Genomic DNA, 25,014 nt, shown 5'->3' on the forward strand with positions numbered 1-25,014 from the left:
ACCGATGAACAATTATACAAAAGCTTATAGTTCACTGATACTATTCCTGCTTGCTTTTATGGGCAAGGGGAATGCGCAGCTGGCAGCATATAACGATAATAAGGAAAAGATCTACATACAGACCAACCACGTCTTTTTCAAACCGGAGGAAGATCTGTTCTTTAAAGTCTACCTGGTAAATGCAAAGAACCAGTTGATCTCCGTCATCAGCAACGTCGTGTATGTGGAGATTGTCGGTCCTTCCGGTAGTGTATTACAGAAGATGAATTACCGGATTGAAGATGGATATGCCGAAGGGCACTACCAGTTCAGTAAAGAAGCCACGGGAGGATTGTATAAAATAAGAGCGTATACAACCTGGATGTTGAATGAAAAAGAAACAACCTGGTTCACAAAAGAGATCACTTTACAAAAGGTGATCTCTCCCAGGGTATTAATGAAACTCGATTTTCCCAGAAAAGGTTATGGCCCGGGCGATGAAGTAACTGCTGCTTATTCCATCCGTGATCTGTCAAATAAAGCCATTCCCGACTATGAAATAAAATATGCCGTATCTATTGGTGGGAAAGAGGTCCAGAGAGAAAAATTACGGACTGATGCGGCAGGTAAAGCAAATATCCGGTTCAGATTACCTGCAGGCCTCAATACAAACGATGGTATCCTGAATGTGACTGTTAACTACGCCGCATATACAGAAGCCATTTCCCGAAGTATCCCGATTGCTCTTAATAAGATTGATCTGCAGTTTATGCCGGAAGGTGGTACGCTCGTTGAGAACATCACCACCAACGTCGCATTCAAGGCCATTAATGAATATGGTAAACCCGCTGATGTAGCTGGAGAAATACTTGACAACCTGGGAAATGTAGCCGCTACATTTAACAGCTATCACGATGGTATGGGACAGTTCTCTTTTACACCACAGGCAGGAAAGATCTATAGTGCGCGGGTAATTTCTCCTTCGGGGATAAAACAGCCTTTTGACTTGCCTCCCGCCGCGAAAAAGGGCATTGTCATGAACATTGACAGAAAAGAAAACCTGCTGCAATTTAAAATAAATACCACGCAGGATATGAAGATAAGGCTGACCGGCCAGAGTAAGGACGATGTGTATTACAACAAGGAGATCTCACTTAAAAAAGGCGAACAGCTCATTGAAGTAGATCCAGCAAAATTCCCCACTGGTATTGCACGGTTCACCATCACTGACGAACAACGGATGCCGCTGGCTGAACGGATAGTATTCCTGCATCCTAACCGGATCTTACAGGTAAAAATAACAGCCGATAAAAATAAATACCAGCCCCGGGAGAAGGTAACGCTTCACCTTAAAACGCTGGATGAAAACGGCAGCCCTGTAACATCTAATTTTTCACTGTCCGTAATAGATGATAAGTTATGGTCGCTTGCAGATGATAAACAGGACCATATCCTCTCCTGGTTGTTAATGAGCTCAGAACTGCACGGTAAGATCGAAGAGCCTCAGTTCTATTTCAAGCAAGAGGAAAAAGCGGCCGTTCCTTCCCTTGACCTCGTGATGCTTACACATGGCTACCGCTATTTCGATTACATTGACTATATCGAGAAAACCGGTAAACCAAAATATAGCCCGGACCTGAATAACATACTGAGTGGAATAATACTTGATAAGAACGACCAGCCGGTCCGGTCAACGGTGTATCTCGTCAGCAGTACGGACAAGTCCATTTATACAACTGGTAATGTTGTGGAACAACACACAGGCGATGACGGCCTTTTCTTCTTTACAGATATCTCTCCCGCGATGAGTTATCATCTGATAGCCCGGCCTGAGAGTAAGAAGAAGTCGGTTACTATCAAGGTATTGGAACAAGGTAGCGGTTATGCACCGATGCCTGCCAGAAAGACAAGAGATCCTTTCGATGATGATGATCGCCTGCCTCCTCCTATGCTGGCATTAAACAATCCTGTTGAAAACAAACCTGCCAAACCTGAAGTTTTCTGGCAGAACAGGGATGGTCTCCAGAATAACCAGGGACTTAATGAAGTTGTTGTTGTGGGCTACGGTACGCAGAGAAAAAGCGAACTATCAGGCGCGGTAACTCAAATATCATCCAGTCAGGATGTCGTAACCAGTGCACTGAATTCTTTACAAGGCAGGGTTGCAGGTGTGAACATTTCCCCTGCTACAGGAAATCCTGGTGGAGGTGCCAACATAACGATCAGGGGGGCCAAAACGGTTTCGGGATTAGATCAGCCATTGGTTATTCTGAATGGTATCCCCGTCAGCAGCCTGGAAGACGCTATTAATGTTGCTGATATTGAAAGCATCTATGTACTCAAAGATGCAGCTGCCACCGCCATATACGGCAGCAGAGGCGCCAATGGCGTTATCCTGGTTAATTCGCGGAATGCAAAGTTTCCAAAAACAGTTATTAATCTGGATCGCAATTACAATTATACCTCACAGGCCGTACAGGTTAAAAACAATGCATACACAATTGCCAGACGTTTCTATGCACCTAAATACTATTCTCCTGAAACAACAGAAAGAAATGACTTCCGGGAAACCATCTATTGGAACCCTGTAGTTCAAACTGACAAAAACGGAGACGCTACAGTTGAATTCTATAACTCAGACGCCACAACCACTTTCCGCGCTATTGCCGAAGGCATTGGCTTTAATGGAAAGATCGGCAGAACAGAAATGACCTATGCTGTAGCACCACCTATGAGTGTGGACGCCAAGATCCCGCCTTATATGACTGTTGGCGATAATGCGCTCATTCCGCTTGTTATCAGGAATAGCAGCAACAAGGCCATTCCGGCAAACATCAGCACACAGTTACCCAATAACATAATAGCAGGCAGCTACCGGAATACAGTTGAAATCCCGGCTGATAGCGCAATACAGGTACTTATTCCGATAAAAGCCACTGCTGCTGTAAAAGGAGATATCAGGTTTATTGTCTCCACAGCAACAAATACCGAAAAGCTGTCACTGCCTATTACAGTGAATAGTAACGGCTTCCCTGTTATTACGACTATTTCGGGGAACAAGTCAACTGCTACCAGTTTTACGATCGGCAACATGATGGAAGGTAGTCTTGCAACCGACCTCAAAGTGTTCAATAGTCTTGAAGGACAACTGTTAAATGATATCGAATCGATGCTGAGAGAACCTCATGGGTGTTTCGAACAAACATCCTCGAGCACTTATCCTAACATTTACATCCTAAAATATCTTCGGTCGTCCAATAAGAGCAATCCTGACATTGAGAATAAAGCACTGACCTACATCAAAACCGGCTACCAGCGGTTGATCGGATTCGAAACCAAAGAACAGGGCTTTGAATGGTTCGGCCGGACACCACCACACGAAGCCCTGACGGCCTATGGTTTACTGGAGTTTACTGACATGCAGCAGTTCCTTGATGTCGATAAACAGATGCTTGCACGTACCAAAAAATTCCTGTTAAGTCGCCGGGATGGTAAAGGCACCTTCAACATCGTTAAGAACGGATTGGACGCCTTTGCATCTGTACCTGATAAGATTGCTAATATCTACATCGTCTATGCACTCACACAAGCCGGCATTGGCAACGAGATACAACTGGAATATGAAACCGCAGTCAAGCAGGCATTAAACAGCAAAGATGCTTATCAGCTGGCGATGATGGCACTTGCAGCCAGCAACATGAAGAATGAAACAAACTTCTCTCAATTGATGAAAGCCTTGCAGGAAACAAAACTGAAATCAGAAACCAGTGTAACAAATTCCAGGGAAACATCACTGAGAGTAGAAACCATGGCCCTGTATACGCTGGCGCTTACAAGAGTAAAATCACCTGACCTCGGCGAAATTGCCAAAATGGTATCCCGCATACTTAGCGAAAAAACCTACTATGGTTATGGTTCCACACAAGCTACCATACTGGCATTACAAGCGATCGTTGAATACAGGCGATTAATAGGTGAAGTCGCCGCCGCATCTAAAATGGAAATAAAAGTAAACAACAAGGCAACCCTCGCAGGGAAAGATGTAATTACTAATATCAAAGAAGGCGACAATACCTTTTCTGTAATATACACCAATGAAAAGGAGACCATCCCTTACCAACTCGAGTTGGCGTATTATACGTTACTACCACCGGACAATCCGGAAGCAGAACTGAAACTGTCTACACAACTTTCCACCAATAATACCAAAGTAGGTGAAACGGTGAGATTGCAGATAGAAGTGAAGAATACCAAAAACAGCCTGCAGCCAATGAGCATTGCGAAGATCGGCATACCGGCAGGTTTAACAATACAACCCTGGCAGTTAAAAGAGATCGTTGAAAAAAATCAGATAGCTTACTACGAGATCTTCGATAATTATCTGGTATTATATTGGATGGGATTTTCGGAAGAAGAAACAAAGACTATTAACCTCGACCTCAAAGCAGAAATCGCAGGTAAGTACAGAGGAAAAGCAAGTACTACCTTTTTGTACTATACTCCTGAATACAAACATTGGAATGCTGGTACCCAGATAACAATAACAGAGTAATCTGTCTTGCATTGATCGCAAAGAAGGCTGTTCTGCTCCGGCGGACAGCCTTTTTTCATACGTACTTCGGTGATATATAACGCTGACAATCGGTTGTCATATTCACAGATATCTGATTTGAAGATAGGGGCAGTCAAGGAAACTAACGGCTATCAAAATTTGCCTCCCTCACTATATATATATTTAAGATCACATAAGTCATTAGCTAGCGTACAGAGCCATGTATAAATTTTTTGTTATGCACAAGATTGTATCATGTAATAAACCAGATAAACGGTTTTAGTAATCCTTTAACTAATATTATTTTATTGCAAACCAATATAATCCTGTTCCGTATTGCGGGGCCTATCCATACAAGGTAGGCGCCAGCAGCTACTCAGGCAGTGGATCGCGGGCACAATTGTCCTTCTGCAGACAGGACCTCCACTACCGCCAATTCATCAACTTTCCTGATGACCAATATGATCCCACAGGCGCCACAGAATAATCAACAGACATGGGAATAACCTTGAAATGTACATCCGCACGCTTTTAACAAGCGGTAATAAAGTATATGTAATAATGGGGAATTATGGTACCGGAGGCACGGGAAGTAATGGAGGGACTACAACCACTATTGATAATGGTCATGTAACAGTACCGGTATGTGTATGGAAAGTAATGTTGTTATCTCTAATGGCAATAATGATCTCAGCAGTATTACCACATCCACACGGGTATGATCTGTTATCCAATGTTTCTGTAACTGTATAACAGGTTGTAGAAGCACAGGTAGATATTCTGTAACAGAAATTAAGAATTACGGTTAGCATCATGATTTGATACGAGGATCACCCATAGTATTCAAATCATGATGCTATTTCGTAATTATTGGCCTACTAGAGTTTTTTCACAAACCCGGCAGTGTAACCGCCAGTAAGCGTCTTGTTTGTGATCTGGTACAAGCTGCTGGCAGAAGTACCGGCTTTAGCCACTGTAGGGAACTTGAAGTTCGCCAGTGAGCCTGTTCCTTCAGTTACAACTGCACCATTCTCAAGATAGATGTAGTATTTAGTGTAGATCGTACCAACGCCTTTTACCGGAGCGATGAACACATTGCCATTCACAATGTTCTTACCGGTCTGGCCGCTGTAACCGTTGATACGGAGGTTATTACCTTTGGTGTTAGCAACAGTATTGTTCAAAAACTGTACGCTAGCTCCGGCAGCACCTCTCATGCTTACGCCGTCACCTTCATTATCAGCGAACAGGTTGTTCTTGATAATGTGAGCCGTACCTGAACCATAGAACTGGCACAGTTCACCCCAACCGTTACGAACGATATTGTCGTGCGTATTGGTACCGGTTGTACGTCCGCCGATCAGGATACCACCATTGTGAGCCGAGTTGTGCTGTGTAGCCCAATTCGTCACGGTGTTACCATAGATTTCAACGTTGTCCATCGCAGATGTCTGAATACCATCCAGACCACTGTTAGATACAGTGTTGCTGTAGATTTTCACACCATTCCATTTGATTGGCTGTACGTATGTGTGACCTGCAGTCATACCTGCTGTAGTACCATAGTAAGGCACCCACGCCGTAAGGTCCCAATAGGTTGCAGTGTGACCGAGATACATCGCCTCGTTCCTGGTATTGTTGATGGAAATACCGTGGATGGACAAGTTGTACATAGTTGAGTTAGGATACGCAGTAGATGCATCGCCTTTAACTGGTTCTGTCTTCGCTACGATACCTGTACCACCATTGTTGATGCTCAGATTGTAGATCTCGAAGTTGTCAGTATGGTTGCCCAGGTGAATGTTGAAGTAGGCTTCTCTCGCAGCGCTGGTAGAACCATTCACTACGAAATAAGCTTTACCATTCGGGCTACCTAGTTTAATGTAGTGGCAATTTGAAAAGTCAAGTGCGCATGGATAACCACCACCACTCCATGAAGGATCTCCAAAATAGGAAATTACGCCTGCTGGATTACGGAAAGTGATCGGAGCTGCTGCCGTTCCACTCATGTTAGAAATAAAAACCGCTTTAAATGTCCCTTTCAGGTTTATAATGTCACCCGGCTTGTAAGTACCATTCTTATTGTCTATGATCAATCTTCCGTTCGCATCCGGTACCAACGTAAAAGTCCTTCCAGTTGTAGCGGTAACACTCGTTGCTGAATTTTCGATCGTCTTATCAATGCTTTCGTCTGCTTCTTTTTTACATCCTGCAACAAACGATAATAGTGCTGCTGCGGCAATAAGCGTATGCCTGCGGTAGTTGTGTGTAATTTTCATGGTTTTTCTATAATGTTATGGTCATGCAAGCCGCCATCTTGCGTTTTTCCCCCTGCAAGCGGCTCTAGTGATATGGTTTAAATATTAAAAATACCTCTAATGTTGTTTTACTCTAGATTTTCTCAAAAATTTGGCAAATTTTCTCTGCAATGCATTTAACTTATAACAATACCCCCTTTTTTTTTAGATGTTTTCAAAAAATAAGCAAAAGTACTTTCTCCAAAACGGGAGCGAAGTTAAAATATTATGCCCGGAATAAAACTTTTTTTTCGCCCCAAAAGCCAGACTATCAATAACTAATATACAAAATAAATATACATAAATTTATATAATGTGTTAATTTATTCTAAACTGATTTTGACTTGGAAAAATTAGACCGCTTATTCTGTAACGGAGAAGAATATATTTAAAATCAGCCATTTTCTAACGGCAAAGTCTGTATTTATTTACACTCACTTCTAACGACAAGGGATATACAAAAGAAATATATAATACATAACTGAATTCTAATAATTGCTGGTCTTTATACGAAAGATCCAGCCTTATAGACCAGAACAACGTAGACTATACACGTGAAATATGAGCGTCCCGGAAACCACCTTTTTGTTATCACTATTTATATTCCGATGAGCAATAGTTTATCCTCTTTTGAAGTAAATAATTTAAACAAAACGTAATAAAATTGCATAATCCCTAATGAGCCATTCGGGAAAGATCTATCAAACTAATCTTCTCAACGAACCATAACGAACTGATAATTAACAAACAACACATCTGGAACCGTTTTTGCAAGCACTACCGTATAATCATTTTTGAAAAGCCTTTTATTCAGCAAAACATCTTTATATGAGGACGAAAGCGCAATATGTCGTTGCAGTTTGGCTGGCAAATTTTAACCACGAGAAAGAACTGCATCATTACCTGGAAGTAACATACGATGAAGATGGCAGCCGCCAGTCAGGATTTGGCGATGCTGTCGGCTTGAAACACTTTGACAGTGACTTCCTCGAACATACATCTTTCACCGATACAATGAAGGCTGAAGAGATCATCAGTGGCGTGTCCTTCAGTGAATACTTCAAACAGGACCTCACACCGCTTCTCAATCATGCATCACTATCAGCGCACAATACGATCATATTCCTGTATGGCAAACAGGATGTATATGGCACCATCAACGAGCATATATTCTCGCTGGTTGAAATGCCCAGGAAACCGCTGCCATTCAGTTTTATTGGTACTATAAAATTTGAGATCGAAAACCAGTGACCTGGTTCTAAAAGAGGGTACTAATAAACGAAGGTCTCACTATATGCGAGACCTTCGTTTATTTAAGACTAATGCCATTGTCCTTTATTCTTCTGAAAACTGTAGATCAGGTAAAATAAGGCCGGTAGGATAAAGACGCTGCCCAGCAACAACGCCATTCCTAATGAGTAGATCGTTTTCTCCTGTCCTGCGTGTTCCATTAACGAAAGATACTTCCCTCCTTTCAGGATCACAATATTTGGATAATGCCTTAAGGTAATGGCCAGGAGTATCATAGTTACCTGAAATCCCGCCAGCACACGGATAATATATACTTTGCCTTTCTTCAACAACAGGTACCACAGCAGTGCCAGCGAAAGCAACGCTGCGACCAGCGCAATCACGCCTATTGCACTATCAAACAGCCATTCGTTAAGAGGGATCCCTTCACTATGCGCTACCCAGAATACCAATGCACCTAATATTCCCGCCGCTACGTTCATCTGTTTGGCCTTCCTGATAAAACGGATACGACTGGCATCATCTTTTGTTTCCCCGATAATAAAGATGGCCGCCAGGTAACCGCAAATGGCTACCGTAAAAAAGCCGACCGTTACAGAAAACCAGTTCAGCCAACTAAAGATATAAGCAGCGCCAAAGTCTGCTGCACTGGTATCTATTTTACCCGATACTGCACTAGCGGCGATCACTCCCAGGAAAAATGGCGTTACAAAACTTGAATACACAAAGATCTTATTGTAGACCTTCTGCATATTATCCACTACTGCATCATAATTCCTGAATGTAAAAGCAGTGCCTCTGGCAATAATACCGAACAACATAATCACCAGCGGAATATGCAGATGCGTAGACACTGTTGTATAGATCTCCGGGAAACCAACAAATAATACAACAATGGCAATGATCAGCCACATATGATTTGCCTCCCAAACCGGGCCTATCGCCTGGTACATGGTCGTACGCGTATATTGTTTATTCTTACTTGATGTGAATAATTCAATGATCCCCGCTCCAAAGTCTGCTCCTCCCAATAATATATATAACAAAATGGCTGCCCATAAAAAAGCGATCACTACGTAAATCATGATACTGAAATTTAAGCTGTCGGTGAAACATCATACAATTTATCCACCATTTTGATCTGCCGGTACAGCAGGAACGTTACTATCAGCGACAAGGATATATATACTGCAGTGAAAATGTAGAAAGAATAAACGATCCCCGGCATTGGCGTAACGGCATCTGCTGTGCGCATAATACCATTAATGATCCACGGTTGACGTCCTACCTCTGTTACTGTCCATCCTGCCTCTACTGCAATGAATCCCATTGGCGTAGCCAGTACAAATAAGCGTAACAGCCATTTATGCTGTAGCCAGCTTTTCTTCTTCCAGATTGCTACAAAATAACACAGGGATATTAGCAACATCAATACTCCCAGCCCCACCATTATCTGGAATGCGAAGTGTGTGATCGCAACCGGAGGCTGGTCCTGCTCCGGAATTTTATCCAGTCCGGTTACCGGTGTCTGGAAGTCGCTGTGCACCATAAAGCTCAACATCCCCGGTAATTTAAGCGCATATTTTACTTCCTTCGCTTTACTGTCCGGTATACCTCCTACTATCAGCGGTGCAGCCGCCTCCGTATGAAAATGCGCCTCCATAGCCGCCAGCTTAGCCGGTTGCCTTTTTGCCACATCCTTCGCAGAGATATCTCCGCTCAATGGCTGAAGCAATGCCGCCACACAGGCAAAAACAGCTGCTATCCTGAAAGACTGCATATGAAAACGTACGTTCTTTTTCTTAAGGATCATTAACGCATGAATGCCCGCCACTGCAAATCCCGTGGCCACAAAGGCTGCAATACACATATGCAATGCCTGAGAGAACCATGCATCATTAAACATTGCCTGTATAGGATCTATATTCAGATACTGCCCATTCACATAATCAAATCCCGCCGGACTGTTCATCCAGGCGTTGGCAGCTACTACCAGTATTCCCGACACCAATCCGCTTACTCCTACTACCACACCGGTGAACCAGTGGAACCACTTATTAAATCTTCCCCATCCATACAAAAAGAATCCTAACGCAATCGCCTCTATGAAAAACGCTGTTCCTTCCAGTGAAAACGGCATGCCGAATATCGGGCCTGCATGTTTCATAAACTCCGGCCATAACAATCCCAGTTCAAAAGAGAGTACAGTGCCAGATACTGCCCCTGTGGCGAAAAAAATAGCCACCCCTTTGCTCCATGCTTTCGTAATGTTCCTGTATACAACGTCGTTGGTCCTGAGCCAGTAAAAGTGCGCAACCGCCATAAAAAAAGGCATTACCATACCGATACAGGAGAACACAATATGGAAACCTAATGACAGCGCCATCTGAGACCTGGCAGCTATAAAATCATCCATTGGCAATTTCAATTTACATGTCAAAACTACTAAATACACAACAGGCGACTATGACAAATATCATTTCAGTACAAACAGATATAAAAAAAGCGCTAAGTTGTATTAGCGCTTTCATATTAATAATCGTTAAACTCCAATTTCATTACCTTTTCCTCTTCCCTTATCCGGTTCACCAACGGGATCAGATAAATAGCCATCCCTATCAACAACGTACCCCATGCATGAAAGAATATCGCAAAACCGACCAGTTCCGGTATCACACTTAAATAATAGTTAGGATGTCTTACGATCCTGAACAATGCTGATTTGTTAATTGTATGATAACCGGGAGGAGCGAGGATCAGTTTCAATGTCCAGATATGCCTTATAGAATAGATTACATAGTATAATACCGCTACAGATGCCACAAAGATAGCCAATCCCGCATAACTTATATTGTCATAAAAGAATGCTCCTTTTAGTGCCCCCTCGGTGATACAGGAAAGATAGAACAATATGTGGGCTACTATCAGGAACATCGAATTCCGCTTGCCATATTCCACAGCTCCCATTTTTTTGAGCTTGCGTTCATTGATCCCGGAAATAACCATGCTGACAAGACGTAGAAGAACGGTTAAGAAAAATACGGTTAGAATAATGGTATTCATGAGTAATTATTAAACATTTATATCACAAAATAACGTAATTCTTTTCATGCACTGACATGTATCTGTCCGGACCAATATTTGCACTATCAGACCAGCAATTAAATCGTTTACACGAGCAGCACCATAAAAGACCATCCTCCTTATTAAAGGCATTCAAAACACAATAACCATGAAGATTAAACAATTTGAAGATAAAGCACTATCACAGTATTCATACGCTGTTCTTAGCGAAAACCAATCAGCTGTTATCCTTATCGATCCGGCCAGGGACATCCGTCCTTACCTGGAATACGCCACCGCCTGCCATGCAAAGATCATTGCAGTCATAGAAACACATCCACACGCTGATTTCATCAGCAGTCACAAGGAATTACATGAACAAACAGGCGCCATTATTTATTGCTCGGCGCAAACGGGAGCAGCTTATCCACATCAGGCTTTTGACGACGGACAAACCATTACATCCGGACCGGTCTCCTTTAAAGCGATCAATACTCCCGGCCACTCTCCCGACAGCATTTCCGTGCTCCTCACGTATAATGGAAAAGATCATGCGGTATTTACCGGCGACACCCTTTTTATTGGTGATTGCGGCAGACCTGACCTGCGGGAAAATACCGGTAATCAGAAAGCACTGCGCATGGAGCTTGCCAGACAGATGTACCATTCCCTCCGCGAAAAACTAATGCCCCTCGAAGACCATCTGATCGTTTATCCGGCTCACGGAGCCGGCACGCTTTGCGGAAAGGACCTGCGGGATGCCAATCAGTCTACCATTGGCGAGGAAAGGAAAAACAACTGGTCATTGCAGAAAATGAATGTTGATCAGTTTGTGGCCAAATTATTGGAAGACCCGCCATTCATTCCGCAATACTTTCCATATGACGTGGAGGTGAACCGGCAGGGCGCACCGGCGTTGCAAGCCTCCCTATCAACGATCCACATTACTAAACCGGACGCCGGCTTCATACCCGATGAGATCGTGATAGATACCCGGCCTGCGGCTGACTTTAAAGAAGGACACCTGTCCGGCTCCTTTAACCTGATGTTGAAAGGCAAATTTGAAACATGGTTAGGATCTATACTACCTCCCAATGAGCCGTTCTACCTGCTGGCCGCTGATATGGCTACCCTGCAGCAGGCCCTGGAACGCGCTGCCAGTATCGGCTATGAGCCCTTCATCAAAGCCGGGCTTATTATGCGCACCAGTTCTGAAAAACAGACGCCTTTTGACGCAGAATACTTCAAACAGCACCTTGATGAATTTACTATCATCGATGTCCGTAATGCTTCCGAGGTGAAACACCGGCAGATATTCGACCATGCCATCAATATTCCCCTTCCGGAGTTACGGTTGAGGCTGAAGGAAATACCGCTGGATAAACCTATCGCCGTCCATTGTGCCGGAGGATACCGCAGTGCGGCAGCCAGCAGCATTCTGGAAGCTGCCTTGCCGGATAATATGGAGATTACCGATATCGGCGAACATATCAAATCCTTCTGACAACCGTATTGTGATGAGTGTTATGGTTACATAAAGCGCGCTTTTACCTCCTCAAGTCCACCCATGAAGCATGGATACGTCATGTATACGTCGGGTATAAGCCATGTATAAAGCGTACTTTTAGTCCTGTGCACCTCCTCAAGTCCACCCATGAAGCATGGATACGTCATGTATGCGTCGGGTATAAGCCATGTATAAAGCGTACTTTTAGTCCTGTACACCTCCTCAAGTCCACCCATGAAGCATGGATACGTCATGTATGCGTCGGGTATAAGCCATGTATAAAGCGTACTTTTAATCCTGAAGCATATTCATTTCCTGTGCAGCCACGGAGTATTATCTAACCGGACAGTATAACTATACTGCGGCAGCATTGCCGGATGGTCAGTTATATTGCCAGACTTAAACCACCTGCACTTTATAGATGAAACGTCTTGTAAAAACCATTCTGCTGTCAGGCCTCTCCTGTATAATCTATGCCGGCAGCTATAGCCAGTCCTCCTGGAAGATGCAGCCTGTCGCTATACAGACCCGCTGGGCCAAGGAGGTCACTCCCACGAATGTGTTGCCGGAATATCCCCGTCCCCATATGGGGCGCAAACAATGGGTCAACTTGAACGGACTATGGCAATATGCTATTACAGACAAGGCAGCAGCGCAACCTGCCTCCTTTGACGGGGAGATCCTTGTGCCTTTTTCTGTAGAATCAGCCCTGTCAGGCGTTAAAAAGCCGGTATTGCCAACCCAACGCCTATGGTACAAGCGCAGCTTTGACCGCCCGGCCAAAAAGGACGGAGAAAGAGTATTATTGCACTTCGGGGCAGTTGACTGGCAAACGAAGGTGTATGTAAATGGGAAGGAAGCAGGGCAACATACCGGCGGCTACCAGAACTTCTCTTTTGACGTCACCCCGCTACTGGTCAATGGTAAAAACGAGCTGGTATTAGATGTTTACGATCCTACGGATCAGGGACCCAATCCTCACGGCAAACAGGTATTGGCCCCGAAAGGCATCCGGTACACTGCGACTACCGGCATCTGGCAGACGGTATGGCTGGAAACCGTACCCTCTGTTTCTATTACCGGCCTTGCGACCACTCCCGAAGTCGACGGCGGCTACCTCTCACTCACTGCTCAGACCTCCGGCAACAGTGATTATACCATTGAAGCCACAGCCAGTACGGCAGGAAAACCGGTCAGTACTGTAAAAGGCCCCGCCAATAGGCCCCTCAAACTGCAGCTGCAACATGCGCACCTCTGGAGTCCCGAAGATCCGTTCCTCTACGACTTATCGGTTAAACTACTGAAAAATAATGTCGTAGTAGACCAGGTGACATCCTATTTCGGCATGCGTAAAATAGAGATCAGGAAGGACGACAAAGGACAGGAACGCATTTTCCTCAATAACACCTATACTTATAATCTAGGGGTACTGGACCAGGGCTTCTGGCCGGATGGAATATATACCGCCCCTACCGACGAAGCACTGCGGTTTGATATTGCCGCAATAAAAGGTATGGGATTCAATACCATCCGCAAACATATCAAAATAGAACCGGCCCGCTGGTATTATCACGCAGACAAACTGGGCATGCTGGTTTGGCAGGATATGGTTACCTGCGCCAGCCTGGAACCGGATGCCAAAACTGCTTTTGAGGCCGAAAACAAAGCCAATGTAGACCAGTTGTACAACTATCCTTCTATCATCTGCTGGGTATTGTTCAATGAGGGATGGTACACTTACGATCAGCCCCGCCTCACGCAATGGCTGCAGGAAAGGGACCATACCCGGCTTGTCAATGGCCATACCGGTGAAAACTATGGGAAGGACGGTCCGCAGGACATGGCAGGCAAATGGGCTAACAGTGACCTTACGGACATACATGACTATCCTGGTCCGGGCATCGCTCCTCCCCTTCCCGGTAAAGCCAGGGTACTGGGCGAATGGGGCGGCGTAGGCGTACCCGTAAAAGGACATCAATGGAATGCTGCTGCAGGATGGGGATATGTTAAGATCACCCCTTCCGAGATGACCGATAAATATTCTTCCATGGTTAAACGCCTGAAGGAATATGAAAGCGCTGGACAGTCGGGATCAATCTATACAGAACCTTTTGATGTTGAAATAGAAGAAAACGGGTTGATCACCTACGACAGAGAGGTCGTGAAAGTTCCATTAGAAATACTACGTAATATCCATGCTCCTTTCATCGCCCAGGACCGTAGCAAACTGCTGCTGCCAACGCTGGCGTTGAAAAATGCAGATACGACCTCTATTCCCGATCCACACCGCCGTCAGTTCCTTGCACTGCTGGAAATGGATGCAGATGTAAAGAAAACCAGGAATTACAAAATACTGACTGATACCCTGACCGATTATCTAAGCAGTGGCGGTACCAGTTTTTCCCCGGCTAAGATCAGCAGCATTTCAAAGAAAGTTTTCGAAGGCACTGATGATCCTACCTTGTTGAACCAGGCACTAAAATGGATGGAAAAAGCGGTAGACATGGAAAGAAACTCCTTTACAATGAGCACTTATGCTAACCTGTTATATAAACTGGGCAATAAAGAAGAAGCCTTGAAATGGATGGATAAAGCAGTTGTCCTGGCGCCTGAAAATGAACAACCCGATTATAAGGTGGTAATGGATAAAATGCAAAAAGGAGAAAATACCTGGCCATAACAGCAACCGACATATAACGAAGAAGGCGCCCCGTTACAAAGGGCGCCTTCTTTATGCTCATTCTTTTTATCGTTTTCTCTTTGGCTTTGCCCCTCTGGTTTTGGGCTTGCCATATTTCAGCTTCATCTTATCCGCATGCGAGATCTTTACATTCACTTTTTTATTCTTCGCTGACTTTTCATGAAAAGCAGGCCCTGATTCATCCATAGAAGGCAGTTTGATGAGGAAGTTCTTCATCTTCACCTCCGGCTTTTCGTCATCTGTCAATACATCGGAGATCACCAGGTCTTCCGGTAATGGTGCCATAGGTATCTGGTAGTTCATCAACGCCTCTATCTTCTCCTGGCGCTCCCTTTCTCTGTCAGCAATAAAAATGATAGCGTTTCCTTCTTTATCCGCACGTCCTGTTCTACCGATTCGATGCAGATAACTTTCCGGTACTTCCGGCGTATCAAAGTTGATAACATGCGATACTTCTGCGATGTCAAGTCCGCGGGCTATAATATCCGTAGCAATAATGAACCTGTAAGTGCCATCCTTGAACCTTTTCACCGTATTGAAACGGTGGTTCTGTTCTTTGTTAGAGTGGATCACACCCGCCTGTTCAGGATACTTTGCTTCCAGCTGTTCATATAACTGGTTCGCCATTTCCTTTGTAGCGACGAATATCAACACTTTCGTCATGGAGCTGTCTTTTACAAGCAACAGCTCCAGCAAATTAACCTTCGTATAAAAGTTAGGAACATGGTAGCCTGTCTGGGCGATATTCTTCAGCGGCGTACCTACCGGCGCAGCTTCTACCGTTACCGGGAAATTAAAATGCGTCTCTATCAGTTTCTCTACATCTTCAGTAATAGTAGCAGAGAAGAGCAGATTTTGCCGTTTTACAGGCAACAGGTCCAGGATATGCTGAATCTGCGGACGGAATCCGAGGTTCAACATCTCATCCATTTCATCTATCACAATCCTTTTGATAGCCTTTAGCTTCAGGGTGCCGCTCAACACGATATCCACAAGGCGTCCCGGGGTAGCCACTACAACGTCCAGTTTACCTGCCGCAATGTCCATCTGCGGATTCATATTCACACCTCCGTAGAAGCCCGCAACCTCCACACTCATATATGGCGTCAGCTGTTTTACTGCATCTACAACCTGCACCACCAGCTCACGGGTAGGCACTACGACCAGCAGCTGCGGAAAACGTTCTTTGGAAAACTTAAACTGTCGCAGACAGGGTAACAGATAAGCGAATGTTTTACCTGTACCGGTCTGGGCTATTCCACATACATCCTGCCCGGACATTACCACTGAAAAGACCTTCTGCTGAATGACCGTAGGCGTTGTATACCCCAGATCACTCAATGCATTTAATAAAGGCCGGTTCAGGTTTAATTCATCAAAAGTCATAATACTGATAAAAATGAACGGCAAAGGTACTGCTAATCCTGCACATTCATTATTGGACGGGCATTATCTGTCAAACCGGAGCCAGGAAGGGAGGTAATGTTCCAGGAAAGCCGCACCCGCCTTTGCCCTGATCAGGGGACTAAATATCTGAAGGACCAACAGGAACCCAATGGTCATGGCCAGGGTAATACAACAAAAGATACCTGCTGGTATCTCCCTGGAATACAGGTACATATTCCATTCCTGGGTATTCATCAATAGAAATACCACTGCCCCTGCGGCGTAAGCAAAGATCACTGTCAACAGGGATTTCATAATCCGCAACCAGTAACGGTCTTCTTTGGAAGATAACAGTTCCGCAAAGTTCAGCATCAGCAATATAATACTAAGGCCATAGGTAAAGATGTGTTCCTGGTAAATAGTTTTTCTGTCTGCCTCCAGCAAACTGCTCTTGAAACCCAGGTATAAGATATTGTTCGGGATCATCATTGTTAACCAGTAAATTACGCCAAACCCCACAACAATGCCGATATAAGGAAGAAACCCGCGGAATGCCATTAAAAAAATATTTAATACAAATATATAAACTTAAGAATATATATGTTACTCCCGGTTGCTGTTTAGTTATACAGAACTTATCCCGATCCATCTGTAATGGGGACCCGATTTCCACCAAACACTTAACTATCCATGATAATCAATTATTTAGCTCAGCCAGGCTAACAAAAAAAGGAGCCTGACTAAGCTCCCTTCTCCATTTATAGTACTCATAGATCTATTTTTGCTGATAGCTGCCTGCAACCTTTACAAGTCTGTCAGGATAGTCTGTAATGATTCCGTCTACATGAAGGGAGATCATTTTTTCCATATCCGCCACCTCGTTTACGGTCCAGGGTAATACCTGTACCTTTTTGTCATGCGCCTCTTTTATCAGCTCCGGCGTCACTAAAGAATAATACGGGCTATAGATAGCGGGTGTGAATCCCAGTTTCTCCAGGTTGCCTGCAAAAGTTTCCTTATTCATGATGAGCAGCGCCAATGTCTGTTTCGGATCAGTTTTATGGATCACCTGTAACGTACGCACGTCGAAAGATTGTACAGTTACTCTTCCGGCAATCTTCTTTTTCTTGATCACGTCCATCAGCATTCCAGTAAACACAGCTGGTGCAGGATGATATTTTCCATCACCCTCCGGAGAACATTTCGTTTCAATGTTATAATATACCGGCTTCAGATGATGCTTCTTCACATAGGTTTCAACGCTATCGATCAGGTCTGCCAGCAAAGGCTTATATGCTTTCATTTTCACCTGTTCAGGGAACTGCGCATGAGTTTTCGTACCAACATCAAACTTACGGATGCTATCATAGGTCATCGTGTACAATGCATATCGTTTTTCCTCTTCCTTTGTGATATCTGTACCATCCGGTTTCCGGATAAAAGCGGAAGACATGAATACATCATGAGATACTACGACCTTGTTATCTGAAGAGATCACACAGTCCAGCTCCAGTGTCCTGACACCGAGATCAATGGCATGTAACATGGCAGGAATGGTATTCTCAGGCATTAAACCTCTTCCGCCGCGATGCGCCTGTACATCTGTTTTCTGTTGAGCGGAAGTATGTGCAGCAATCGATACAATTGCAATCAATGAGAGAAAAGTACGTTTCATTATAGTCCTGTTATGTAAGCAAGTTGGTATTTAAAAAAAGAAAACTGAAATTATCTTAATGTTAAGTGTATGAGCAAATAATTTTCTATAGTTTTGTTTTACTATGTAAAATATAATATTTTTGAATCCGCTGTTATAGCGAATGCTTTCTCTTTATTTCCCCTAATTAGTATTTATTGAATTGTTAACTGACAACTATGGGGAATAAATCTTTTTATGATCTCGATTACATTATCGAAATCAACGAACAACGGCTGGAGCAATATGCAAATGCTCATCAGAAAAGTGTCGAACGGTTTACGACTTTGCTGGTGATCTATTCTGCATTATGCATTTTCCTGGTACCGATCATTCAGACATTGTTTTTTACGAAAGAGCAGTGGCACTGGTCCTATTACTGTTCATTTTATGTATTCTGCATTCTTTTCAGCATTTCTATTGTTAATTGCATATTGTTGTTGTCACCTGTATCATCAGATGTACTGCGAGCTCCGCGTATATACTACAGAGAACTCAAAGAGAACTACGAAGAAGCAGGTATCCTTCCTCAAAAAACAGACACCATCATTAAGAATTCGTACATAGTAGAACTTGAGAATGCTATTAATAAAAATGAGAATAAACTGCAACGCAAATTTGCATATTATAACCGGGCATTTCATTATGCAATACTAGCTTGCATTCCTTACCTGCATTGCATTTGGATGCAAATAAACTATGATAAAAAAACGATTAGCAAAAGCGAAATTAGTACAGATTTAAGTAGTTTTACCAAAAATCAATCATATATGTGGAAGTGGAAAAAGAAACCAAAATTCAAAGAAATAGATGAGGTTATGCTTACGCTTGTAAAGTATGGAGGCTTGGGAGGAGTGCATCCAAAAGATATAATACGCGTTGAACCAATACATGGGAAAATGTATTGGTTCGGATTTGTACCTAACAAATTCCAGCCAAAACCAATGCATGAAATTTTATTAGAGCAATTGAGGGAAAGGAAAAGAAATAGCCGCACATAAAACGGCTATTTCTTTTTCCTACTCTGTACAATAGGCCCAAAAGGCCCATACCTGTGTTGCATGACAGAGAATGTATCAGGAAACGGACCAGTAGCTACATCCGCGGGTTTAGTAGACAATACCGGCCAATCGCCTTCAAATATCTTTACAGGCCTCGGCTGAGAATTAATAAACGCCGCTACATCCCAGGCTTCTTCCTCACTCAGATGTGCATCTCCAAAAGGCATATTCGCTTTAACGTATCCGGCCAGCTTTGATAACCTGAAAATACCAGCACCTGTATTGTAACTATGTGGTCCCCACAAAGGAGGGTACAAATAATTTATTGCCGTTGAATCGTATTTCCCCGCGCCATTACTTCCATGACACTGCACACAGTTGCGCTCAAAAACGAGGCGCCCTCTTATTGTATCAGCAGCTCTTTCGAGATAGCGTAGTTCTTTAATGCCACTACCCGGTGGTTTAAATCCTTTAGGCACATCCTTTCCCAGCCATTGCATATAGGCTACTATCGCCCTCATCTCCCTGCTGGTACTGTCGAGCGGACTGCCGTTCAGACTTCTGATAAAGCAGTCGTTGATTTTTTTCTCCAATGATTCTATGGTACCGCTCCGCTCCCTGAACCGTGGATAATTTGCTGCTGATGCCGCGTAATTATTTCCCATGAACTTCGTACCCGCATCGAGATGGCAATTCTGGCAATTCATTCCATTGCTGATATTAGCGACCTTTCCAGCAGGTCCCAGATAAACAGCCGTACGCGCTATCAGCTCCCGGCCATATAAGATCAGTTCACCACCGGCCGTTTGGGGCAGATCGGCAGTGTCAGGAGGAGTCCAATACGTTGCAGTGTTCCTGCAAGTTTCATGCATGACAATCACAACTACTGCCCAACAGATGAGCAGCATCAGCACAACAGATCGCATAGGTCGTGATTAACGGATCAACCGGCGAAACAATAACCACAGTTCTTTTCCTGCGCGCGGCTAATAGCCCATATACCGGATGGAACTATTTGTATGCCCGGCAGCAGTCCTGCTATCCATTCCTTCTTTACTTCTTCGGCTTCAACTCCCATCTGCTGGGCTACGACAGCGCTGTAAACTGTTAATGCCATGTTGCACACACAGAACATTACGCCGCTTGCCTGTAATTCATTGATACCGATGTTAACGTTGCCAACTCCCGGTACTTTAAAATCGCCTTCCTTAGGCTGCCAGAAGGGGTTCCTGGTAGAGGGAGCCTTTGTAAGCGGATCATCTGCTTTAAATACCTCACCTAACTTATACTTCGCCCAGAGTTCATCTTTCATCGCGTAAGGAATGGCATCATGCCGCAACACCACAACCACACCACAATCCTTTTCGGGTACACCTGTCGCCTCATTGGTTAACAGAAATATCTTTGCCCATGCAAAAGGATATATAGCATGCGGGCGGGGCACATCCAATACCAGGCGATGTTTTCCCTTGATGCTGTTGATCCAGGCATCGGGATCTTCTCCCCCCGAAGTAGTAGCATCAGCAGAAGCAAGCGCTTCCGCATGTAATGGTAACGATGCAAATGCAGGCAAACCAAATGCGGTTGCACCCAGCATCATCTTACCCAGGAAGTCACGACGGTTCGTGAACAGTTCTTTGTCTGAATTTTCCATATGGTCAGTATTTAGATATTGTCGTGTTGTGGCATACCAATACCTCGCTGTTTGGGGAACAGATTATATCGGTTTTTCTGAAATAGGCCGGTTACATGTGAAGTGTAGGATCGATGTGATTAGCAGAACAAAAATAGGGAACTTTGATTAAAGTATCAATATTTTCACCAATTGAAAAAACAATCTATCTGTTTCAGTATTACTATCTTATGTAACATTACGCCGATCAATCATACATACGGAAACAGCACGATATATTGATCGGTTTTGGTAACAGCGTATAACCAATACAGGGAGTATCAAAAAAAAATCCGCCGGACTGTATATACTCATACAGTCCGGCGGATGAATATTCACTTTCTATTTAGCGCCGTCGATAGTACTCTGTTTATAATTTGCACTTACCGGACGGTATTTCACGTTTTCAATCTTTATCACCACAGGGTTCGGCCATTTCCTGTCGGTATAGAAGCGTTGTCCGTTCACAGCACTGATCAGCAGTCCCACTGGCGTTGACTGCGAATAGATCCCCGCGTCAAATCCTTCCTTATACTCGACCAGTTCACTGGCATATCCCAGGATGGACACTTTAGTTTTCGGCGTGCCTTCCAGTGAACGGATCACCAGGTCTTTCCTTTCTCCATATTTCCAGTCTTTCCCGCCGGGTACAAATGCGTATACAGTACTGGTATCCGTTCCCCGGGTGAACCATATGTTTCCCTCCCGTGCAATATTCCAGGGTCTTACTCCCTGTACCGACTCTCCGTTTGCCAGGTTCCAGAGCGCCAGTTCACGCAGCAGCGCTTCCTGTTCTATCTGGATCTCGCCATCAGGTTTAGGCCCCACGTTCAGTAACAGATTTCCTCCTTTGGCGCGGGTTTCGATCAACATATTGATCATTTCCGTTCCCGACTTCTGCGGGTCATTGGTAGGCTTGTATTGCCAGTCCGTACCCATAGTAAAGCAAGCCTCCCAGGGTCCCGGCATTATCGCATCAGGCAGTTCCTGTTCAGGGGTGTGCATTTGTCCGCGGGTCACTACAATATCCGGCTGTAGCTCCCAGGCATATTCCTTCAATCCTTCGGCCGGTCCATCAAAGAAAATAAAGTCGATCTTACCATAGTTGGTCAGCAATTCCTTTAACTGCGACTTATCATAAGCCATCAGTCCGGGGTTCTTTTCAGGGAAATGTTGTGGTAACTGCATTCTGCCAATAGGCACCTTATGTTTGTAGAGATAATAGAAATCTTCCGGAGAAAAATAGACGCCTATAGCAATACCCTGCTTACGGAAAGCATCGAAAATAGCACGGGTAGCATCCTTTTTGAAGGGAGTATTCATGATGTTGAAAGGCGTCGTCTTGGTATCCCACATACAAAATCCCGCGTGATGTTTGGCAGTGAAGACGATATATTTCATCCCGGCCAGTTTAGCGAGCACCGCCCAATCGTCCGGATTGAACTTATGGGGATTAAATGTTTTGGGCAATTCGGTAGTAAAACGTTCCAGGTAATCGTCTGAAGCACCAGCCATAGAGTGGCTGATCACCGCCCCAACCTGTACATCTACGCTCCAGTGAATAAACATTCCCAGGCCCAGGTCCATAAACCATTTTTCTTTCGCGGGATCATTGGCCGTTTTTTGTGCGTTCGCATTGATACACATGACAAGGCAGCAAACTGCCGGTAAAATTCGTCTCAACATATTTCGTTCACTTTTGCATGAATGCTAATAATACACAGAAATACCAGCAAATACAAGCAAATTCGGGTGTGCGGATGGGGGTTGTGACAGGGATGTCCGTTACCTATATAGCTGGAAGGATTTTAGTGCATATACAACTAAAATACATTGCTTTATATTAATTTTTAATTTGTATTTTTGGGCCAATGCTGACTTATTATATCGTATTACCGTTTATCTATCTTATATCCCTATTACCGTTCCCGTTATTTTACGGTGTCTGTGATATAATGTTCCTATTGCTTTACTATGTAATCGGTTATCGTAAAAAGGTAGTACTTCAGAACCTGCAAAACGCTTTTCCGGAAAAATCAGCGAAGGAGATCGAACAGATCCGCCGCCATTTTTACCGTTATTTCTGCGACCTGCTGCTGGAGACGTTTAAAACGCTGACCATCTCCCGTAAGGCAGCTATCAGACGTTGCAAACTGACACCGGAAGCACAGTCCCTGTTTGACAAGTTTGCAGCCGAAAACAGAAGCATTATGATCGTAATGGGTCATTATGGCAACTGGGAATGGGCAGGTAACACATTTAGCCTGCAGGGCAAACATCATCTCTACGTGGTATACCATCCACTCAGCAATAAATACTTCAATGGGCTGATGTACCGCATGCGTACCCGTTTTGGTACAGGTCTTATCAGCATGAAAGATACCTTCCGTGATATGGTCGCCCATAAAAATGAGCTGGATGCAACAGCATTCATAGCCGATCAGACTCCGGCACCTAATAGCGCCTATTGGACCAACTTCCTTAACCAGGATACGCCGGTTTTCCAGGGAACGGAAAAGATTGCCCGTAAAATGAACTATCCCGTGGTATATGTGCGGGTACAGCGTGTTAAACGTGGATACTATGAAATTTCCGCACGTACCCTATTTGACCAGCCGGCATCCACCAAAGATGGTGAGATCACCACAGCCCATACTAAAGCGCTGGAGCAGGACATCTGTGCTCAACCTGAAATCTGGTTATGGAGCCACAGAAGATGGAAGCATAAACGTCCGGAACCTGTCAGAGAACCAGCAGCCGAAGCGACCGCCGTCTGATTATCAATACACTATCCAACATAGATTTTTTACTTACAGAACCAATGCTAACCGGAAAACAACTGATCCTTGCCACAAAACCTTTTGCAAAAGAAACCCGTTGGAAAAGCTGGTATTATACCTTCTCCACTGCGGTTATCCTGGCAGGACTTTTTGCAGGGACCGCCTTTCTTCCCTGGCTACTTTTGCGTATTCTCTGCAGTATACTGTCAGGGCTGGTGATCGTCCGTATGTTTGTGATCTACCATGATTATCAGCATCACACCATCCTTTACCAGTCAAAGACTGCAAAAGTACTTTTCAGCGCCTTCGGCGTCTTTATTCTGGCTCCTGCCAGCATATGGAAACGCTCGCATGACTATCACCATGCGCACAATTCCAAACTGTTTACAGCCAGTATCGGTTCCTATCCGATCATGACGCAACAGAAATTCCTGGAATCCACTCCCGCTGAGAGGCGCTCTTACCTGGCTGCCCGTCACCCGGTAACCATCCTGTTCGGATATTTCAGCATGTTTATGATAGGTATGTGTGTACGCTCATTTAGAAGCAGCCCTTCCAGACATCTGGACTCGCTGCTGGCATTAATCCTTCATTTCGTAGCAGCTACCCTGCTGTTTGTTTATATGGGCTGGCTTAGCCTCGTATTATTGTTGGTCGTGCCGTTTTTCATCGCCTGCGGTATTGGTGCTTACCTCTTTTACGCACAACACAACTTCCCCGGAGTGACCTTCAGGGACAAAGAAGGCTGGTGTCATGACAATGCCGCTATGGCTTCCTCAAGTTATATGAAAACGAACGCTTTCTGGAATTGGGTGACCGGTAATATCGGCTATCACCATATTCACCACCTGAACTCCCGTATACCATTTTACCGCCTGCCCGAAACAATGGCGGCAATTCCTGAATTACAGCAGGCTAAAACAACGTCCTTTTCTCCGAAAGCGATCGCTGCCTGTCTGAAATTGAAAATATGGAGTCCGGAAGCAAATAAAATGATCACTATCAAGCAATTACAGACGCTTTCTGTGCCAACACGCGCAATGGCAGTTTGAGCGAGCCACTATACGTAAATAGTAAGCGAGCCGTTCCTTACTGGTATTTTTCGTTTTGAATAGGTCCAGATACCGCTTAT

At 44.3% G+C, this 25,014-nt stretch carries 19 protein-coding genes; 9 read left to right on the plus strand and 10 right to left on the minus strand.

The genetic code is table 11. The features are described from left to right. Positions 1-4: 4 nt before the first annotated feature. The 3 genes from C7475_RS29855 to C7475_RS33455 all read left to right on the plus strand — a co-directional run bounded on the left by C7475_RS29855 (position 5) and on the right by C7475_RS33455 (position 5,284). Positions 5-4,531 (plus strand): TonB-dependent receptor plug domain-containing protein, encoded by a 4,527-nt coding sequence (locus tag C7475_RS29855; RefSeq protein WP_110057101.1) that lies wholly within the window; start codon positions 5-7, stop codon positions 4,529-4,531. 383 nt (positions 4,532-4,914) lie between these two features. Next, the gene (locus tag C7475_RS33450) at positions 4,915-5,037 is read left to right on the plus strand and encodes a DNA/RNA non-specific endonuclease (RefSeq protein ID WP_255412675.1); all 123 of its coding nucleotides are present in this window, start codon (positions 4,915-4,917) and stop codon (positions 5,035-5,037) included. 7 nt (positions 5,038-5,044) lie between these two features. Then, a complete protein-coding gene (locus C7475_RS33455; protein ID WP_255412676.1) occupies positions 5,045-5,284 on the plus strand; it encodes a hypothetical protein in 240 nt (79 codons plus the stop codon). Between the two features lie 125 nt (positions 5,285-5,409). Here C7475_RS33455 and C7475_RS29865 read toward each other — a convergent pair whose 3' ends face one another. Then, positions 5,410-6,810: a right-handed parallel beta-helix repeat-containing protein gene (locus tag C7475_RS29865; protein WP_110057102.1), complete on the minus strand. Its 1,401-nt coding sequence runs from the start codon at positions 6,808-6,810 to the stop codon at positions 5,410-5,412. Positions 6,811-7,656: 846 nt separating this feature from the next. Here C7475_RS29865 and C7475_RS29870 point away from each other — a divergent pair. Next, complete coding sequence (locus tag C7475_RS29870; RefSeq protein WP_110057103.1) at positions 7,657-8,079, plus strand: immunity 22 family protein; 423 nt, start codon at positions 7,657-7,659, stop codon at positions 8,077-8,079. 68 nt (positions 8,080-8,147) lie between these two features. On the opposite strand, the gene C7475_RS29875 is transcribed toward C7475_RS29870, so the two are convergent. From C7475_RS29875 to C7475_RS29885, 3 genes are all read right to left on the minus strand, one after another. After that, entirely contained in the window at positions 8,148-9,164 is a 1,017-nt protein-coding gene (locus C7475_RS29875) for a cytochrome d ubiquinol oxidase subunit II (protein ID WP_110057104.1), read from the minus strand. 11 nt (positions 9,165-9,175) lie between these two features. Continuing rightward, complete coding sequence (locus C7475_RS29880) at positions 9,176-10,495, minus strand: cytochrome ubiquinol oxidase subunit I (protein ID WP_110057105.1); 1,320 nt, start codon at positions 10,493-10,495, stop codon at positions 9,176-9,178. Between the two features lie 116 nt (positions 10,496-10,611). Then, complete coding sequence (locus C7475_RS29885; protein WP_110057106.1) at positions 10,612-11,142, minus strand: isoprenylcysteine carboxyl methyltransferase family protein; 531 nt, start codon at positions 11,140-11,142, stop codon at positions 10,612-10,614. Positions 11,143-11,311: 169 nt separating this feature from the next. Between C7475_RS29885 and C7475_RS29890 the strand changes: the two genes are divergently transcribed. Together C7475_RS29890 and C7475_RS29900 are read left to right on the plus strand one after the other, a co-directional pair. Next, positions 11,312-12,646 (plus strand): rhodanese-like domain-containing protein, encoded by a 1,335-nt coding sequence (locus C7475_RS29890; RefSeq protein WP_110057107.1) that lies wholly within the window; start codon positions 11,312-11,314, stop codon positions 12,644-12,646. A gap of 424 nt (positions 12,647-13,070) precedes the next feature. Continuing rightward, positions 13,071-15,329 carry a sugar-binding domain-containing protein gene (locus C7475_RS29900; protein WP_110057109.1) on the plus strand — a complete coding sequence of 753 codons (2,259 nt, stop codon included), beginning with the start codon at positions 13,071-13,073 and terminating at the stop codon, positions 15,327-15,329. Positions 15,330-15,395: 66 nt separating this feature from the next. Here the strand turns inward: C7475_RS29900 and C7475_RS29905 are convergent, their stop codons facing one another. The 3 genes from C7475_RS29905 to C7475_RS29915 all read right to left on the minus strand — a co-directional run bounded on the left by C7475_RS29905 (position 15,396) and on the right by C7475_RS29915 (position 18,411). After that, positions 15,396-16,736, minus strand: coding sequence for a DEAD/DEAH box helicase (locus C7475_RS29905; protein WP_110057175.1), 1,341 nt, complete (start codon positions 16,734-16,736; stop codon positions 15,396-15,398). 63 nt (positions 16,737-16,799) lie between these two features. Further along, positions 16,800-17,294 carry a hypothetical protein gene (locus tag C7475_RS29910; protein ID WP_110057110.1) on the minus strand — a complete coding sequence of 165 codons (495 nt, stop codon included), beginning with the start codon at positions 17,292-17,294 and terminating at the stop codon, positions 16,800-16,802. A 217-nt stretch (positions 17,295-17,511) separates the two neighbouring features. After that, on the minus strand, positions 17,512-18,411 hold the full coding sequence (locus C7475_RS29915) for a glycerophosphodiester phosphodiesterase family protein (RefSeq protein WP_110057111.1): 900 nt from the start codon (positions 18,409-18,411) through the stop codon (positions 17,512-17,514). 197 nt (positions 18,412-18,608) lie between these two features. Here C7475_RS29915 and C7475_RS29920 point away from each other — a divergent pair, with 197 nt between their 5' ends. Then, a complete protein-coding gene (locus C7475_RS29920) occupies positions 18,609-19,430 on the plus strand; it encodes a hypothetical protein (RefSeq protein WP_110057112.1) in 822 nt (273 codons plus the stop codon). Positions 19,431-19,435: 5 nt separating this feature from the next. Here C7475_RS29920 and C7475_RS29925 read toward each other — a convergent pair whose 3' ends face one another. The 3 genes from C7475_RS29925 to C7475_RS29935 all read right to left on the minus strand — a co-directional run bounded on the left by C7475_RS29925 (position 19,436) and on the right by C7475_RS29935 (position 22,788). Continuing rightward, positions 19,436-20,356, minus strand: a complete 921-nt coding sequence (locus C7475_RS29925; protein WP_110057113.1) for a c-type cytochrome — start codon at positions 20,354-20,356, stop codon at positions 19,436-19,438. Positions 20,357-20,373: 17 nt separating this feature from the next. Continuing rightward, the gene (locus C7475_RS29930) at positions 20,374-21,084 is read right to left on the minus strand and encodes a hypothetical protein (RefSeq protein ID WP_110057114.1); all 711 of its coding nucleotides are present in this window, start codon (positions 21,082-21,084) and stop codon (positions 20,374-20,376) included. Between the two features lie 360 nt (positions 21,085-21,444). Then, positions 21,445-22,788 carry an alpha-L-fucosidase gene (locus C7475_RS29935; protein ID WP_110057115.1) on the minus strand — a complete coding sequence of 448 codons (1,344 nt, stop codon included), beginning with the start codon at positions 22,786-22,788 and terminating at the stop codon, positions 21,445-21,447. 185 nt (positions 22,789-22,973) lie between these two features. Here C7475_RS29935 and C7475_RS29940 point away from each other — a divergent pair, with 185 nt between their 5' ends. Together C7475_RS29940 and C7475_RS29945 are read left to right on the plus strand one after the other, a co-directional pair. After that, complete coding sequence (locus C7475_RS29940; protein ID WP_110057116.1) at positions 22,974-23,879, plus strand: lysophospholipid acyltransferase family protein; 906 nt, start codon at positions 22,974-22,976, stop codon at positions 23,877-23,879. Between the two features lie 44 nt (positions 23,880-23,923). Then, positions 23,924-24,934: a fatty acid desaturase gene (locus C7475_RS29945; protein WP_110057117.1), complete on the plus strand. Its 1,011-nt coding sequence runs from the start codon at positions 23,924-23,926 to the stop codon at positions 24,932-24,934. Positions 24,935-25,014 lie beyond the last annotated feature (80 nt).

Origin of the sequence: Chitinophaga sp. S165 (genome assembly GCF_003182155.1) — a bacterium.
Lineage (GTDB): Bacteria > Bacteroidota > Bacteroidia > Chitinophagales > Chitinophagaceae > Chitinophaga.